Source organism: Geothermobacter hydrogeniphilus (genome assembly GCF_002898515.1).
Classification (GTDB): domain Bacteria; phylum Desulfobacterota; class Desulfuromonadia; order Desulfuromonadales; family Geothermobacteraceae; genus Geothermobacter_A.
This window is the reverse complement of record NZ_PPFX01000004.1, coordinates 132,649-147,582: the sequence shown is the minus strand read 5'-3', so window position 1 is coordinate 147,582 and position 14,934 is coordinate 132,649. Positions and strand designations below refer to the sequence as shown.

Annotated in this window: 16 protein-coding genes; all 16 read right to left on the bottom strand. The window is 59.0% G+C overall.

The genetic code is table 11. From position 1 onward, the window contains the following. Positions 1 to 50: 50 nt before the first annotated feature. The 16 genes from C2E25_RS03315 to C2E25_RS03240 all read right to left on the bottom strand — a co-directional run bounded on the left by C2E25_RS03315 (position 51) and on the right by C2E25_RS03240 (position 14,831). Positions 51 to 848, bottom strand: a complete 798-nt coding sequence (locus tag C2E25_RS03315; protein ID WP_103114366.1) for a transporter — start codon at positions 846 to 848, stop codon at positions 51 to 53. A 127-nt stretch (positions 849 to 975) separates the two neighbouring features. Next, positions 976 to 1,614, bottom strand: coding sequence for a hypothetical protein (locus C2E25_RS03310; protein ID WP_158247111.1), 639 nt, complete (start codon positions 1,612 to 1,614; stop codon positions 976 to 978). Between the two features lie 88 nt (positions 1,615 to 1,702). Continuing rightward, complete coding sequence (locus C2E25_RS03305) at positions 1,703 to 2,005, bottom strand: hypothetical protein (RefSeq protein ID WP_103114364.1); 303 nt, start codon at positions 2,003 to 2,005, stop codon at positions 1,703 to 1,705. A 2-nt stretch (positions 2,006 to 2,007) separates the two neighbouring features. Then, entirely contained in the window at positions 2,008 to 2,586 is a 579-nt protein-coding gene (locus tag C2E25_RS03300) for an OsmC family protein (protein ID WP_103114363.1), read from the bottom strand. A 392-nt stretch (positions 2,587 to 2,978) separates the two neighbouring features. Further along, positions 2,979 to 3,539 (bottom strand): hypothetical protein, encoded by a 561-nt coding sequence (locus C2E25_RS03295; RefSeq protein WP_146032886.1) that lies wholly within the window; start codon positions 3,537 to 3,539, stop codon positions 2,979 to 2,981. A gap of 68 nt (positions 3,540 to 3,607) precedes the next feature. Next, positions 3,608 to 6,832: an efflux RND transporter permease subunit gene (locus C2E25_RS03290; protein ID WP_103114361.1), complete on the bottom strand. Its 3,225-nt coding sequence runs from the start codon at positions 6,830 to 6,832 to the stop codon at positions 3,608 to 3,610. Between the two features lie 57 nt (positions 6,833 to 6,889). After that, the gene (locus tag C2E25_RS03285; RefSeq protein ID WP_233189319.1) at positions 6,890 to 8,431 is read right to left on the bottom strand and encodes an efflux RND transporter periplasmic adaptor subunit; all 1,542 of its coding nucleotides are present in this window, start codon (positions 8,429 to 8,431) and stop codon (positions 6,890 to 6,892) included. A 45-nt stretch (positions 8,432 to 8,476) separates the two neighbouring features. Then, positions 8,477 to 9,763 (bottom strand): TolC family protein, encoded by a 1,287-nt coding sequence (locus C2E25_RS03280; protein ID WP_103114360.1) that lies wholly within the window; start codon positions 9,761 to 9,763, stop codon positions 8,477 to 8,479. After that, a complete protein-coding gene (locus C2E25_RS03275) occupies positions 9,760 to 10,233 on the bottom strand; it encodes a TlpA family protein disulfide reductase (protein WP_158247110.1) in 474 nt (157 codons plus the stop codon). The genes C2E25_RS03280 and C2E25_RS03275 overlap by 4 nt, the downstream gene beginning before the upstream one ends. A gap of 184 nt (positions 10,234 to 10,417) precedes the next feature. Continuing rightward, complete coding sequence (locus C2E25_RS03270; RefSeq protein WP_103114358.1) at positions 10,418 to 10,876, bottom strand: c-type cytochrome; 459 nt, start codon at positions 10,874 to 10,876, stop codon at positions 10,418 to 10,420. Further along, positions 10,873 to 11,178: a hypothetical protein gene (locus tag C2E25_RS03265; RefSeq protein ID WP_103114357.1), complete on the bottom strand. Its 306-nt coding sequence runs from the start codon at positions 11,176 to 11,178 to the stop codon at positions 10,873 to 10,875. The genes C2E25_RS03270 and C2E25_RS03265 overlap by 4 nt, the downstream gene beginning before the upstream one ends. Further along, the gene (locus C2E25_RS03260) at positions 11,175 to 11,432 is read right to left on the bottom strand and encodes a zinc ribbon domain-containing protein (RefSeq protein WP_103114356.1); all 258 of its coding nucleotides are present in this window, start codon (positions 11,430 to 11,432) and stop codon (positions 11,175 to 11,177) included. Before C2E25_RS03260 ends, C2E25_RS03265 begins: the two co-directional genes overlap by 4 nt. Next, complete coding sequence (locus C2E25_RS03255; RefSeq protein WP_103114355.1) at positions 11,429 to 12,139, bottom strand: ABC transporter ATP-binding protein; 711 nt, start codon at positions 12,137 to 12,139, stop codon at positions 11,429 to 11,431. Before C2E25_RS03255 ends, C2E25_RS03260 begins: the two co-directional genes overlap by 4 nt. A gap of 20 nt (positions 12,140 to 12,159) precedes the next feature. Then, on the bottom strand, positions 12,160 to 13,317 hold the full coding sequence (locus C2E25_RS03250) for an ABC transporter permease (protein WP_103114354.1): 1,158 nt from the start codon (positions 13,315 to 13,317) through the stop codon (positions 12,160 to 12,162). An 83-nt stretch (positions 13,318 to 13,400) separates the two neighbouring features. Further along, positions 13,401 to 13,913: a DUF2318 domain-containing protein gene (locus C2E25_RS03245; RefSeq protein WP_103114353.1), complete on the bottom strand. Its 513-nt coding sequence runs from the start codon at positions 13,911 to 13,913 to the stop codon at positions 13,401 to 13,403. A 42-nt stretch (positions 13,914 to 13,955) separates the two neighbouring features. Beyond that, on the bottom strand, positions 13,956 to 14,831 hold the full coding sequence (locus C2E25_RS03240; protein ID WP_103114352.1) for a cation transporter: 876 nt from the start codon (positions 14,829 to 14,831) through the stop codon (positions 13,956 to 13,958). Between the last annotated feature and the right edge of the window lie 103 nt (positions 14,832 to 14,934).

Sequence of the window (14,934 nt, the reverse complement as noted above, 5' to 3'; positions counted from 1 at the left end):
AAGCCAAAGGACTCTGACCCCGTCCAGAGGACGGGGGTTTCTACTTCACACTAAAAGCTCCGATATACAAAAACGCCGCCGCCGATATCCGGGCTGCCATTGCTCAAACCGGCCAGCAGGTGGCCGCCGAATCCGAAACCCTCGCCATCCCAGCCGCAACGACCGACCACTTCCAGGGCATTATCGCCACCGTCATAGGGAGCGGTCGCGCCTTCCAGCCCACCCGAAAACCAGAGATGTTCGCCCTGGTAACGACCGACGGACGCCGTCCAGTCCCAGTACTGATCGGGCTGGAAATCACCATTTTCTCCAGGGAAGATGGCGCGCAACGAACCATCCAGGAACCAGTCGCTAAGATCCTGCCGGGCGGACAGGCCGCCGCCGAAATCCCAGGCACCGGTTCCCAGACCCTTGTCATCATCCCCGGTCGGCGCCTTGAGATAACCCAGCAGGCGGATCTCCGGACCGGAGGCGGGTCGCCAGAGAACCAGGTCGGCATCCAGCGAGGCATCTCCGAGACCTGAATTCGACTCGGTGGTATCGATCCGGCGGCTGCCCATTCCACCTCCTCCGATGATCGTCCCCCCTGGCACGCCGTTGTCAAAACGACGCCCGCCCATGAAGACGGTGGTCCCCTTCGACTGGCTGACCCAGGGCAGGGTGACAGCAAGGCTGTAACGCTCGGCGCTGTAACTGACCGTCAACGGAATCGTCACCCCGGTCACCGTCTCATCCGTCCCATAATCGCCGCTGGTGACATCCAGGCCGACCTCCAGACTCAAGCCCCGGGCCGATACCGGAAGCGCGGTCAACAGGACGGCTAAAATCGACAGATAAATTCTGATCATCGTCTGCTCCTTGAAAAGTGTTTTGTTCAGCTGAATCACTCCTCCCTTAGACGACCTTCCCCGGAAAAGGTTTACCGGGTCCTGCCGCGCTGCCGCGATCCTGAACGCAAGGATGAATCAACGGAACTCACTGCGCCTCAATCCGGCAGGAGGCCAGCAGCTTCTCAACCACGGCCACGTCATCGGCACCATTTCCGGGACCGGTGTAATAGATGAAAAACCAGTGCCTGGCGGCGAAACCGATGACACCGATAAAGCGGACCGGCTTCCCGTGAAGCTTGTATTCAGCATCCAACCGGTAGCTGATGTCCGCTCCGGCGATCGGAAAACGTCTGACCTCGGTTTGGGCGCCGGTGATCCCGTCCTCGCTGGAGAGCCCCTCGCCGGCGTAGGAGGCGGAAGTCTTGACAACCTTTTCCGTCGGTGGATCTTCGCCGTCCTTCAAGGCGCTGAAATCAATCTCGATGTGTGAACCGGTCTCCGCGTTGAAAGCAAACAGTTCGTTGATACTCAACAGTTTGCGCGCCACATCCTCAGGGTCATTGATGCCGGCCTTGCGCGCCGCTTCGAGCTGCGGCGGATGCAGGTGCTCGGCCCGTTCCCTGACCAGGAACGCGGGGGGACGGGGAGACACTTTCCAGGGAGATGACGGTTCTTCCAGAAACAGTTTGACGCCATCTCCAACCGGATAGGAAGCCGCCAGAGAAGTCAGGGGAGCTACCGCCAGAATCGCCCACATCAGTCCGAAGAACAACAGTTTTTTCATCATTTCGTCCCTTCTCCTTTGTCCGGGGAAAGCCCTTCCCCGGTTGCCTCTTTCGGGCAACAGTTACCGAACAGGCGCGGGGTTGCCGTCAGAGCATCACCAGGACCATCATCAGGGCCATACCGCCGCCGGCCAGCCAGGCCCAGGTGGAAGATTGTCCCTCCGGGAAAAGGCTGTGACGCTCACCGCTTGCTGCCTTCGCCTGATTGTCGATCGCCTGGTGATCCAATCCGCCGCAATTCATGCCCGACATCGGGGCGCCGGCCGCGGATGATCCCGCCGAACCGGCATGGCCGGAATGCGGAAGGTGCATGCAGCCGCCGCAAAGCAGCAACAGGCCCAGCAGGAGAACCGCGCCGAGAAGTTTTTTCACCGACAGTGTACCCGACATCGCTAGTCACCCGACACAGAAGGATTATCCGGGGCGCTTGCGAGAATAACCTTTCCTGCCCCGGCGGCTCCCTCGGAGGTCACCACCTCGACCTTGCCGGCAACCGGCACCGGCCGCTGCAGGGTATCCATGACCGGGCAATGACGCTCAACCATCTCGGCAAGGTGACGGAGCTTCTCTTCCGGTTCGTCCGACACGATCCGGGTCGTGAATGAAATCTGTGAAAACCCGGCGGGGACCTCGGCCAGGTTGAGCAATCCGCGCAGGTCCAGGTATCCCTTGGCGTGGACTTCAATGCGCTCGATCCGCAGCCCCATGACCGAGGCATAGGCCCGGTAGACGATTTCCTGGCATCCCCCCAGGGCGGCAAGGAGCATTTCCACCGGATTCGGACCGCTGTCGGTGCCGCCGAGTTCCAGGGGTTCATCGATGGCCGTCGTAAAGCCCCGCATCCGTGACTCCACCGCGAGACTGTCCTGCTCCGAGTAGGAGGAGGCCCGAAAGACCGAGGTGGCCATCTGCGGCTTGCTGGAGATCGCGGTGATCAGATTTTCAATGGACTGCTTGATCGCTTGACTCATACAACAAAATCCTTCCAATAAAGAAAAAGAGAACGTCGGCGGACCTTCTCAGCCGGTCAACCGTTTTCCCATCAGGTTTTCGCGGCGCCCCCCGCCTGACTCCAGTCATGATGAACGGCAACCGGTATGCTGAACGCGGAAACCGGCTGCGCAATTTTTTTCCGGTGATGCGGGAATGTCGTGCGTGAAAAAAACCAGCGATGAAATGCCGGGCTTTTGTTCCTGGAGACAGAATGCAGGGCTCTGACAAGAGAGATTGCGGGCAGATCGACAGGATTTTTCCGTTCTCCGAATCCTTCCGCCCGGGCTCGCACTCATCGACTCCCGATTGAGGAGAAAATCAAGGGGGAGGCGATCGCCGCCTCCCCCCGGTTTGTCAGAGCAACAGCCGGTTATTTGACCTCGATTTCAAACTTGAACTGACGTTTTTTGCCGTCGGCCAGCCGGGTGCCGACCTTGATTTCATATTCACCTTTTTCGGGCAGGCTGATGTCGCCGCCGAAACCGGTTCCCATCCCCATTTTCATCGCCATCAGCATGACGGGTTTGCTTTCTTCACCGCCCTCATGCTTCACCTTGACGGCGACCTTGCCCTCAGTGACCGGCTTGCCGGTTTTTTCATCGGTAAACATGAGCATCAGGTGATGGGTTGAATTCATCCCCATCTTGGCCAGGGCATCACGCCCCGCCTGATCATAGACCTTGGCGTGAGCCATGGCCTTGACGCCCTCGTCACTGTCATTACCGAGCATGATCATGTCACCGTCCATCTTCATGCCGTCATGGCCCATGCTCTTCATGTCACCATGGTCCATGCCTTTCATTTTGTCATGGTCCATGCCTTTCATGCTGCCGTGGTCCATGTCCATCTTCTTGCCGTGGTCGCCGTCAGCCATTGCAGCCAACGGCAGGGTCAACATAAAAACAGCGATCAATACGAGTTTTCCAGTCATCTTCATTCTTGTTCTCCTTGGTTGTGGTACGGGCTTGCGCCCGGCAAGCTGATGAGCCGAAGTCTGCATCAGTCGTGAATATCTTCCATCGCGGTCGGTTCGAACTCGTGCTTCAGTTTCAATCCCCGCCACATGAAATAGATAACCGGGAAGACCATCAGTTCCATGATCCCCGAGGTGATAACCCCGCCGACCATCGGCGCGGCAATCCGCTTCATAACGTCGGCACCGGCACCGTGACTCCACATGATCGGCACCAGACCGGCGATGATGACACAGATGGTCATGATCTTCGGCCGGATACGCTTGACCGCGCCGTGGTGGATCGCCTGGGTCAGGTCACCGAGGTTGTTCATGCGACCACTGTCTCTCCAGAGTTCGAAAGCAAGGTCGAGGTAGAGCAGCATCACCACCCCGGTTTCCGCGGAAATTCCGGCCAGGGCAATGATTCCCACCCAGACCGCCACCGACATATTGTAGTCGAGGGCGTACAGGAACCAGAAACATCCGACCAGCGACAACGGCAGGGCGAGAAAGATGATACCGGTCTTAACCAGCCCCTTGGTGTTGGTATAGATGATGACGAAGATGATCAGCAGGGTCAGCGGAATGACCACCTTCAGTTTGGCGGCCGCCGCCTGCATGTATTCATACTGTCCGCTCCAGACGATATTGTAACCGGCCGGCAGCTTGATCTTTTTCGCCAGCTCTGCCTGGGCATTGGCGACATAGGTGCCGACGTCAATATCTTTCAGGTCGACGTAAATCCAGGCGGTACGCCGGGCATTTTCACTCTTGATGCTGGGCGGTCCTTTTCTGATGTGGATCTTGGCCACCTGCGAAATCGGAATATGCTTGCCGTCGGGAAGCGGAATCAGCACCCGTTCAAGTGACTGCAGGTCATTACGGTAATCACGGGCATAACGCACATTCACCGGGTAACGTTCCAGGCCTTCGACCGTCTGGGTGACATTCATGCCGCCAACCGCCGACTGGATGACATCCTGCACATCGCCGACGGTCAGGCCGTAGCGGGCGGCGGCAAGGCGGTCGATGTCATAATCGAGATAGTTGCCGCCGACCACCCGCTCCGAATAGACACTCAGGGTACCGGGAATATCGCGCACGATCGCCTCGATCTCTTCCCCTATGTCGCTCAGGGTCTGAAGATCATCCCCCATGATCTTGATGCCGACCGGGGTCTTGATCCCGGTCGAGAGCATGTCGATACGGGTTTTGATCGGCATGGTCCAGGCGTTGGTCAGGCCGGGAAACTTGATGGCGTTGTTCATCTCCGTCTTCAGTTCATCAACGGTGATCGTCCCCATCTCGGGAAAAATCCAGCGCAGCGGCTTTTTCAGTATTTCCAGATAATCCGGCCAGTTGGTATAGAAGCGATCATGATGGACCTTGCGCCATTCATCCTCCGGTTTGAGCATGATGGTCGTCTCCATCATCGACAGGGGAGCCGGGTCAGTGGCGGTTTCGGCCCGCCCGACCTTGCCGAAGACATGGTGAACCTCGGGAAACTGGCGAATGATCCGGTCGGTCTGCTGCAGCAGTTCCTTGGCCTTGGTGATCGAAATTCCCGGCAGGGTGGTCGGCATGTAGAGCAGATCGCCCTCGTAGAGAGGCGGCATGAACTCCGAACCCATTTTTTTCAGCGGATAGATGCTGGTGAAGGTCAGCAGCAGCGCGACAATCAGGACCGGCCAGCGCCACTTGAGGACGAAGTCGACCACGGGGTGATAGGCCCTGATCATGATGCGATTGATCGGGTTTTTCTCCTCATCGGGAATCTTGCCGCGGATAAACCAGCCCATCAGCACCGGAACCAGGGTTACGGAAAGCAGGGCGGCGGCGCCCATGGCATAGGTCTTGGTGTAGGCCAGCGGCTTGAACAACCGCCCCGACTGTTCCCCGAGAGTGAAAACCGGAAAGAAGGAAACGGTGATCACCAGCAGGGAGAAAAAGAGCGCCGGGCCCACCTCCTTGGCCGAATCGGCAATAATATCCCAGTGCGGCTTTTTGCCCCGATCGCGCTCCAGATGTTTATGGGCATTTTCAATCATGATAATGGCCGCGTCGATCATCGCACCGATGGCGATGGCGATACCGCCGAGACTCATGATATTGGCATTGACCCCCTGCCAGTACATGATGATAAAGGCCATCAGGATGGCGATCGGCAAGGTCACGATCGCGACCAGCGCACTGGAGAGGTGGAACAGGAACAGGGCCGTGACCACGGCCACCACGATACTCTCCTCGATCAACTTTTCTTTCAGGGTATCAACCGCCCGCTCGATCAGACCGCTGCGGTCATAGACGGACTTGATCTTGACCCCTTCCGGCAGACCGGCCTGAAGCTGCTTGAGTTTTTCCTTGACCCCTTCAATGGTTTTCAGGGCGTTGTCGCCGAACCGCATGACCACGATACCGCCGACCGCTTCACCTTCCCCGTCCAGCTCCGCCAAGCCGCGACGCAGCTCCGGTCCGAGATGTATCTTGGCCAGGTCACGCAGCAGGATCGGCGTGCCGCGCCGGTCGGTACCGACAACGACATTCTGCAGATCCTCAACCGACTTTATATAGCCGAGTCCACGAACCATGAATTCGGTTTCGGCCATCTCGACCAGCCGCCCGCCGACATCGTTGTTGGATCGCTGGATCGCCTTCTTGATCTGCGGGATGGTGATGTGGTAGGCGAGCAGCCGGTCCGGATCAACCTCAACCTGGTACTGCTTGACATAACCGCCGATGGAGGCGACCTCGGAAACCCCGGGGACACTGGTCAACTCGTAGCGCAGGAACCAGTCCTGGATCGAACGCAACTGCTGCAGATCGTGATTGTCACTCTCCAGGACGTACTCGTAAACCCAACCGACACCGGTGGCATCCGGCCCCAAAGCCGGCGTCACCCCCGGCGGCAGTCGGCCGGCGGCATAATTGAGATATTCCAGAACCCGCGATCGCGCCCAGTAGAGATCGGTTCCATCCTCGAAAATGATATAGACAAAGGAGAAGCCGAAGAACGAGTAACCGCGGACCACTTTCGCCCCCGGCACCGCCAGCATCTGCGTGGTCAGCGGATAGGTGACCTGGTCTTCAACCACCTGCGGAGCCTGGCCCGGATATTCGGTGAAGACGATAACCTGCACATCCGAGAGATCCGGGATAGCATCAATGGGCATTCTCATCATGGTGTAGGCGCCCCCGACAATAAAAAAGAGAGTCGCCAGGACAACCATGAACTTATTTTTTATGGACCATTCAATTATTTTTTCAAGCATCTCATCATTCCAGAAAGTCAGGAGTTACAAAAACTTGCCGGCACCAGGGTCTTTTCTTCAGAACAGATCCTCGGCGTTCCCTTGCTTGCCCTGTTTGGACCCGGCGGGGGTACTCCCGGCCGGCTTGTCCTCTCCGGACATGTCGTCGGCAGACATCGACGCGTCTTTCCCGCCGGCCGTCTTTTTGGACTGCACTTCGAGCATCTTGGCGATGGCTTCCCGCAACTGGCTTTCCGAGTCAAGCAGGAACTGGGCGCTGGTGACAACCCGGTCCCCGGGCAGAACCCCCTGCTTGATTTCGATCATTCCATTGTCATCCTGGATACCGACTTTTACCGGACGAGGCTCAAACTTGCCCCCGTCAAGGGCGATGAAGACGGTCTGTTTTTCCCCTGAATAGAGAACCGCTTCGGCCGGAATCGCCAGCGCGTCCTTGACAGTTTCCGATTTCAGGCGGACATTGACATACATGTCCGGCTTCAGCTGAAAACCCGGGTTGTCCAGAATCAGCCGTGCCTTGACCGTCCGGGTTTTCGGTTCCACGTACGGGTAGATGTAAACCACCTTGGCCGTCAGGCTCTTCTCTCCGACAAAGGGCAGGATGACTTCAGCCCGCTGGCCGACCCGAACCCACGGCAGTTCGTATTCATAGATGTCGGCATAAATCCAGACCTTGGAAATATCGGAGATCTGAAACAGCTCCCGGCCCGCCTTGACATACATCCCCTCGTTAACCATTTTCATGTTGACGATGCCGTCATAGGGTGCCCGCAGAACCAGGGTTTTTTCGACCTTGCGGGTCTTTTCCAGACGCCGGATCTGATCCTGAGAAATATCCCAGAGCTGCAGCCGCCGGCGGGACGACTCAAGCAGGCGGTTGGCGCCTTCGGCAATCTCCGGGAAGGAACTGCTGGCCAGGGCGCTCCGATTATTCAGCGCCAGAAGAAACTCTTCCTGGGCCGAAACCAGCTCCGGACTGTAGATTTCCAGGAGCTTCTGCCCCTTCTTGACAAACTGTCCGGTTTCATTGACATACAGCTTTTCAACCCAGCCGGCGATCTTGCTGTTGATGGAAAACTGTTTCGGTTCATCATAGGCAATCAGGCCGACGGTGCGGATGGTCCGGCTCATATCCCGCTTCGCGGCAACAGCCGTCCGCACCCCCATGTTCTGCGCGGTCACGGGATCAATGGAAATCTGCGATCCGCCCGGAGCTTCATCCTCGTAAACCGGGATCAGATCCATCCCCATCGGTGACTTGCCCGGCTCGTTGCGGATGTAGGTCGGATCCATCGGTGCCTGCCAGTACTTGATCTTCCGTTCCCCGGCAGGTTTATCGGAGGCACTCCCGCCGCCGGTTCCGGCCTTGAGCGGCACCAGCTCCATGCCGCAGATCGGACAGGTGCCCGGTTCGTCGACAATCACCATCGGATGCATGCCGCAGGTATATTTCTCTCCGGCAGCCTGGGCTTCACCGATATGCCATTTGTCCGGACAATCGAAAATACGATCACATATCTGGTTGAAAAGAGCCTCTCCGGCAAAAACCGTCGAAAAAAGAAGAAAGAGTGAAAGGCTGATTTTTTCTGCTCGGGTCATGATCTGTTCCTTTGCATCGTCAGTTCTGGTGGACGCTGACTTCCATTAGGGCTGGGGTTTGGTATCCATCTTTTCGACGGCCCTGAACCTGAGGCCGGATTCCGCTTCCAGGCGGGCCACATCGCGTTCGTGGTCGGCCAGGACCCGGTAATAATCCATTTCATAGCTGTAGAGCTTGAGCAGGGCATCCAGCAGACTGAGAAATTCGACATCGCCGACCTGGTAGGCGGCCAGGCTGGCCTTGAACGTCTGATCAGCCTGCGGCACGATGCCGGTCTTGTACAACAGCACCAGGTCATGATCCTTCTCCATCTGCACGAAGGCATCGTGGATATTGAAACTGACCCGGTTGCGGAACTCATGGTACTGCTGCAGCGCCATGCGGATACCGGAATCGGCTTCGGCAACAGCCTCATCCCGCTTGTCAAGATAGATCGGCAGGTTGATGCTGATACCGATACTGGCGAAATCCTGACCGTCGACCGGGTCGTTGCCGGCCTCCTCGCGGAAACGATAACCGCCCCAGAGATTGAAATCCGGCTTGTATTCAAGTTTGGCCAGCTTGCGCTTGGCTTTATAGCGATCGACAATGGACTGGAACGCGGCAAAAAGCGGTCGCTTTTGCTCCGATATCGACTGCAGCTCCGGCAATGGTTGCTCGACCTTGGTCACGGGAACAATCTCCGGAGTCTCAATCGGGGTTTCGGTGGGACGATTCAGCAGGCTGTCCAGGTCGGCCTGCACGGTCTTGCGCTGCTGCTGCAGGGTGAACAACTGGTCCATCAGTTTCGAGCGTTCGACCTGGGCCTTGAGTACATCCTGCTGAATACCGGTGCCAACCTGGTAGCGGGTTTCCGTCAGACGGATGAAATCATCGAGAATGCTGATGTTCTTGTTGGTGATGGCAACGGCGCGATCAAGATAGAAAAGCCGATACCAGGCATCCTTGACCTTGCGGGTCAACTGCAGCTTCAGATCATCATAAGCTCCCTTGTACCAGAGGGCCTTCTGCTCGGCGATCTCCCCCTTGGTTCCCAATTTCCCCGGGAAGGGAAACTTCTGCGACAATTTGAAATCCTTGCCGGTCATCGGGGTGTCGCCCGCCGCAAACGAATCCGTCGGATAGTTAACAAAGGCAAACGAGAGCATCGGGTCATCCAGGGAACTCGCCGGAATGATTTTGCGCTCGAACATGTGCCAGCGGGACTCCGCCGCCTTCAGGTCGGGATTGTTCTGCAGGGCCTCTTTCACCAGCCCGTCGAGGGAATCGGCAGCCGACACCGACATGGGCAGCAGCAAAACAAGAAGCAGGATGCTGAGAAAATATTTCATGGTTCTTTAACCTCCTTGGACTCCGCCAGCAAGGCGCGGATCTGTGTTTCAATTTCGTCAGCCCCGGTCAACCCGGCGTCAAACCTGACCCTGCCCTGGCCGTCGATAATCAGCACGCGCGGAATCAGATAGACGTTGTAGCCCTTCTGCACACTGCCGTCATCAAGCAGGGCGTTGCCCTCGGGGAGATCGAGACCCTTGAGAAAACCACGCACCGTTTCGACCGTCTCCCGCATGAAAATCTCAAGAATCCGGACCTGGCTGTCGTCGAACATGCTATCGATCTTGGCCAGTTCCCGGTTCTGGTAGCGACACCCGGGGCACCAGGTGGTGCCGAGATCGAGAACCACCAGCTGTCCGCGGAGATCGGCCAGGGAAACATCGCGCCCGGCAAGATCCTTGAGGGTGAAATTCGGGGCCGCCTCGCCGGGCTGAAAAGCCGCGGCCGAAACCGCCGGAACCAGCAACAACAGCGTGAGCAGGAACGTCTTCCATCGTGACCCGGAAGAACTTGGGGGGAAAAGTTGCGTTCCCCAGGCTGAGCAAAAATGTCCAGGTGCAAGGCGTCCGTACCCCCGCGGAATAAGGCGTACCGGAAGGTACGTCGTTGACGCGGGGGAAGGACAACGCCGCAGATGGGCGTTTTTCATCAGCCTAGTTGAAGAGCTCATTCATGCCCTTCTGCGGCAGAGACAGAACATGATTGACCAGATCCCAGCGCTGTTGCGGGGTAAGCTGCGCCCCGAAGGCCGGCATGCCGCTGCTCTTCAGGCCGTTGCTGATAATCCAGTACTTCTCCCCCGGACCGTAGAAGCCGCTGTGATGAGCATCGTGAAAATTGGCCGGTCGGGTCTGCATCGACGCCGCCGCGGGACCGTCGCCGCGTCCTTCCGGACCGTGGCAGACGCTGCAGTTCCGCGCGAACAGCCGGGCGCCGCGGGCCAGGGAATCCGCCGTCGGGGTGACCGGCGAACGATCCATCACCCGGTACTCGGCGGGAACCTTGTCCTTGATCGCCTGCATACCCGCCATGTGGTCACCGCCGGGATGATCTTCATGACCGAAAGCCGGGACGGCGATCAACAGCAACAGGGAGAGCCAGAGGAATTTCATTTTCGATCCTTTCCACAACGCGGGCAATACCGCCAGCCAGACTGAAATTGACAACCACAAAAACACGTATCGACCTGCGATTTCATGAAGTTAAGCTTTCTCACGATAGCATAGATCAAGATCGCCGCAAGATTGGCGACCAACAATATCCAGCCCGGCCAGCCGAGAGTCAGCAGGTTGTCGACCGAGCAGACACCGCAGCAGAGCGACCAGGTATTGTAGGCCACCACCGCCACTCCTCCGGCAACCAGCCAGAAACCGAGCCAGAGGGTATCGCGCCCGAACAGCCGCCGCGAATTCATGCCGCCTTCTCCCGCACAGCATCCCCGCACCAGGGACAGTAGGTGTCGCTGCAGGCATGGGCCTCGCCGCAGGCCGGACAATGCTGCTGCACCAGGTTGCGACAACGCGGACAGATCAGCCAGTCGGGCTGAATCTCGCCGCCGCAGTCACTGCAACGACCGCCCGGCAGGGACGGCTGAATGGTTCGCCGTTCAAGCTCCCGGCAGATCAACCAGGTCAGAAAAGCCAGGCTGATGAAAAAGAAGAGGATCATGCGCACTCCCGCGCCGGTGTTTCCGGCCGCTGGTTGATTTCCTCGACGATCTGTCCATCGCGCAGAAAGATGGTGCGGTCGAACCAGTCCAGGTTGTCCCGGTTGTGGGTGACCATGACAATGGTCTGTCCCTCGCGATGCAGTTCGCTGAACAGTTCCATCACCTGCCGGCTGGTGGTCGTGTCCAGGCTGCCGGTGGGCTCATCGGCCAGGATCAGCGGCGGCTTGTTGACCAGCGCCCGGGCGATGGCGACCCGTTCCTGTTCACCGCCGGAGAGCTGTTGCGGCAGGTGCAGCAGCCGGTCCTTGAGGCCGACCCGCTCCAGGACTTCAGCCGCAAAGCGCTTCTTCTCGACATCCTTCATCCGACCGACCGCCAGCGGCAGCATGACGTTTTCCAGGGCGGTCAGGTAGGGAACCAGGTTGTGACTCTGGAAAACGAAGCCGAGGTATTCACGGCGGAAATCAGCGCGTTTCTCATTCGACAGGCGATATAGATCGATGCCGTCGATCTCCACCTTGCCGGCACTCGGCCGGGTGAGGCCGCCGAGCAGTCCGAGCAGCGTACTCTTGCCCGAACCGGAGGGCCCCATCACACCAAGGAAGGTTCCTTCCTCGATCGCCAGGTCGAGTCCATGCAGGGCGGAGACGCAATCGGCGCCATTGACAAAATGTTTGGTCAGTTCACTGATCCGGATGAGAGCCATATCGGTTCCTTTCGGGTTGGTCAGAGTGCCCGCAGCGCGTCGCTCGGTTCCAGGCGGCTGGCGCGCAGCGCCGGCTGCAGGGCGGCCAGCAGCCCGACGACCACGGCCGCGATCAACGCCGACGCGGCAAGCAGCGGATCGAAATGCCAGACCGCCTTGCCGTCGCCGAGCAGCGGCAGAGCGCCGACAGCCACGCCGACCCCGGCCAGGTAGCCGAACAGACCGGCAAAAGCACTGACCAGGCCGGCCTCGACCAGCACCAGCCTCAGTACGTGGCTGCGCCGGTAGCCGATGGCACGGAAAATACCGATTTCACGCGTCCGTTCGCTGACCGACCCCATCATGGTGACAAACACCAGCAGGGCGCCGACCAGGATCACCACCCCGGCAACCCCCCAGGCGAAAATACGAAACTGAGAGATGGCGTGCATCCGGGTCTTGACCACCTGCTGTACCGCCTGCACTTCAACATCCGGCAGGGCCCGGCTGATCTGGTTGACCATGTCGCTGATCGGACAGTTGGCGCAGAGGGCGGCAACCTCGACCAACGAAACCTGTCCCGGCTTGCCGAGCAGCCGCTGGGCAACCGGCAACCTGGCGATCAGCAACTGATCATCCTGACTGCCGGTCTGCTGCAGCACGCCGCTGATCCGAAACCGCTTCCCCGAAACATCCAGGGTGTCACCGATGGCCAGTCCGAGCCGGGCCGCCGCGGCGCTGCCGAGGACCAGCTGGTCATCTGCCTCGGGACGGCTGCCCATCAACTGCCACCATTTTTTCAGCCCGAACTCGACCTCGGGGTCAACCCCCATCAGCAGGGCCCGCCCTCCGGCGACCTCGACCGCACCAAGGACCTTGGGCGCAACCGCCGCCACGTTGCGGTTATTGGGGATGGTACCGATCGCGGCCAGGGAATCCTCGGCGATCTCATGGGCGGTCAGAGAAACACCGCCGAGGGTGATGCCGCCGTAGCTGAGCGCCAGCTGATCGCTGCGCGGCGTGATCAGAATATTGGCGCCGAAGCTCTCCAGTTCATTCCGGGCCCGCTCGGCCAGGGCATTGGTCAGCGACAACAGCGCGACCACCGTCGCCACCCCGATCAGCAGACCGGTCAGCAGAAAGATCGCCCGCCCTTTACGGCGTTTCAGGTTATTGAAGGTGATGGTTTCAAGACGCATAATTCAAGCCTTTAGATCTGGACACTGACGTCCTGTCATCAGGGCGCCCGCTCTTCTTGGCGCCATATTGATGTCTCATGCCGTTAAAAATACCTGGCTCCCTGCTCCAGGGCGGCAACCTGGATCAGGACCTGCCCCCCGGCCAGCTGCCGCGACAGGGGGGACGGATTGCACCCCCCCTTGACGATATTGACCATGTTGGAGGGGAACGACTGACCGCAGTTGTTGCAGATCATCGCGTCCCCTTCCTGCCGATAACCTTTTTTCTCCTTGTAGCAGACATCGCAGGCATCAAAAGCGGCACGAATAACACCATCCTGGCTCCTGACCACGAAAAAAGTGATCGGGCCGCGCCGGCTTTCGTAACGGAAGAACTGCGCCCGGCCGCCATCGAAATCACTCGCCGCAAGGCGGATGACACCATCGTCGGCAGCGGTTACGGTGCGCGTCCCGGCAGTCCCGCCGGAACCGAGCAGCAGCCAGGCGGCACCGGTGACAATCGCCAGCAGGGCCAGAATCCCCGGCAACAGCAACTTTCCGGTCGACTTCTTTTCTTCGTTCTTGAACTGGTCACGTTTGGTTTGACGATCGGACATCTCTACAAACTCCTTGTCTTTGGTTCAGGTCTGAATCGGGTGTCAGCCGCAGCAGCCACCACTGCCACTGCCGCAGTCACCGCCGCCGGCGGTGACACGCTTGAGCTGGGGATCGAAAATGACCACCTCGGTCCGCTGCACCAGGTCGCCGTACCATTGCTGCAGTCGTTGCTGCCGTTGCGCCGGATCGGTGATGTCAGTCGGGACTTTCGCCGCCATCAGTTTTTCAATCGTCATGTCGTTGCGCAGCTGGCGACGGAATGCTTCCATGCTGCCGAAACGTCTGGTCACCAACTGGTCCAGATCGTCGTGTCCCTGGCGCAGTTTTTCGAGGCGCACATCGACCTCACCCGGCTGCACCACGACTCCACTACTCTCGGCGGCGGCCAGCAGAATTTCACGCTGCTGCAGTTCTTCCCAGAGCTGCCGACGCAGCTGCTCAAGCAACGCGGGGGACGCCTCGCGATCTCCAAGCCGGAGCTTCAACGCCTGCTCGAAGTCATCACGCGCCACCAGCCGCGAACCGACCCTGGCAACGTACTTGGCCCCCAGGCGGGTCTGCTCCTGGCGCAGACCGGCATATTCCGCCGGGCTCAGTTCGGTCCTCAATCGGGCCGGGTATCCGGCCTCGGTTATCAACCGGCCGATTTCGGCACTGCTGGTTCGGGAGGGATCAAACTCCACCCGGCTGCGGCCGCTGGTCACGCTGACCTCAACCGTACCGATCCCGGCGACCGGCTGGAGGGCCTCGTTGATTTTCTGCACGCAGGAACCACAGGAAAGCTTGTCCACGCTGTATTCGGCCAGTGCCGCTTCGGCCCGATTGAAACCGGCCGGTTTCAGCCACCAGCCGGCGGCAACGGCCAACAGCACCAGCGGCAGGACAAGGAAGATCAGGTAACGTCGTTTCATGCTCATGGACCACCCCTTCGCAAGAATTCGTTCAACAAAACTCAGGGGGAGCCATATCACATCCCGTGCCAACCCCCTCCAGCAGAAACAACCTGCTGTTTTTACGAGC

Excerpts from the sequence above, each read along its gene's own strand:
- C2E25_RS03315 (WP_103114366.1), bottom strand. The coding sequence starts at position 848 with ATGATCAGAATTTATCTGTCGATTTTAGCCGTCCTGTTGACCGCGCTT.
- C2E25_RS03310 (WP_158247111.1), bottom strand. The coding sequence starts at position 1,614 with ATGAAAAAACTGTTGTTCTTCGGACTGATGTGGGCGATTCTGGCGGTA.
- C2E25_RS03305 (WP_103114364.1), bottom strand. The coding sequence starts at position 2,005 with ATGTCGGGTACACTGTCGGTGAAAAAACTTCTCGGCGCGGTTCTCCTG.
- C2E25_RS03300 (WP_103114363.1), bottom strand. The coding sequence starts at position 2,586 with ATGAGTCAAGCGATCAAGCAGTCCATTGAAAATCTGATCACCGCGATC.
- C2E25_RS03295 (WP_146032886.1), bottom strand. The coding sequence starts at position 3,539 with ATGACTGGAAAACTCGTATTGATCGCTGTTTTTATGTTGACCCTGCCG.
- C2E25_RS03290 (WP_103114361.1), bottom strand. The coding sequence starts at position 6,832 with ATGCTTGAAAAAATAATTGAATGGTCCATAAAAAATAAGTTCATGGTT.
- C2E25_RS03285 (WP_233189319.1), bottom strand. The coding sequence starts at position 8,431 with ATGACCCGAGCAGAAAAAATCAGCCTTTCACTCTTTCTTCTTTTTTCG.
- C2E25_RS03280 (WP_103114360.1), bottom strand. The coding sequence starts at position 9,763 with ATGAAATATTTTCTCAGCATCCTGCTTCTTGTTTTGCTGCTGCCCATG.
- C2E25_RS03270 (WP_103114358.1), bottom strand. The coding sequence starts at position 10,876 with ATGAAATTCCTCTGGCTCTCCCTGTTGCTGTTGATCGCCGTCCCGGCT.
- C2E25_RS03265 (WP_103114357.1), bottom strand. The coding sequence starts at position 11,178 with ATGAATTCGCGGCGGCTGTTCGGGCGCGATACCCTCTGGCTCGGTTTC.
- C2E25_RS03260 (WP_103114356.1), bottom strand. The coding sequence starts at position 11,432 with ATGATCCTCTTCTTTTTCATCAGCCTGGCTTTTCTGACCTGGTTGATC.
- C2E25_RS03255 (WP_103114355.1), bottom strand. The coding sequence starts at position 12,139 with ATGGCTCTCATCCGGATCAGTGAACTGACCAAACATTTTGTCAATGGC.
- C2E25_RS03250 (WP_103114354.1), bottom strand. The coding sequence starts at position 13,317 with ATGCGTCTTGAAACCATCACCTTCAATAACCTGAAACGCCGTAAAGGG.
- C2E25_RS03245 (WP_103114353.1), bottom strand. The coding sequence starts at position 13,913 with ATGTCCGATCGTCAAACCAAACGTGACCAGTTCAAGAACGAAGAAAAG.
- C2E25_RS03240 (WP_103114352.1), bottom strand. The coding sequence starts at position 14,831 with ATGAGCATGAAACGACGTTACCTGATCTTCCTTGTCCTGCCGCTGGTG.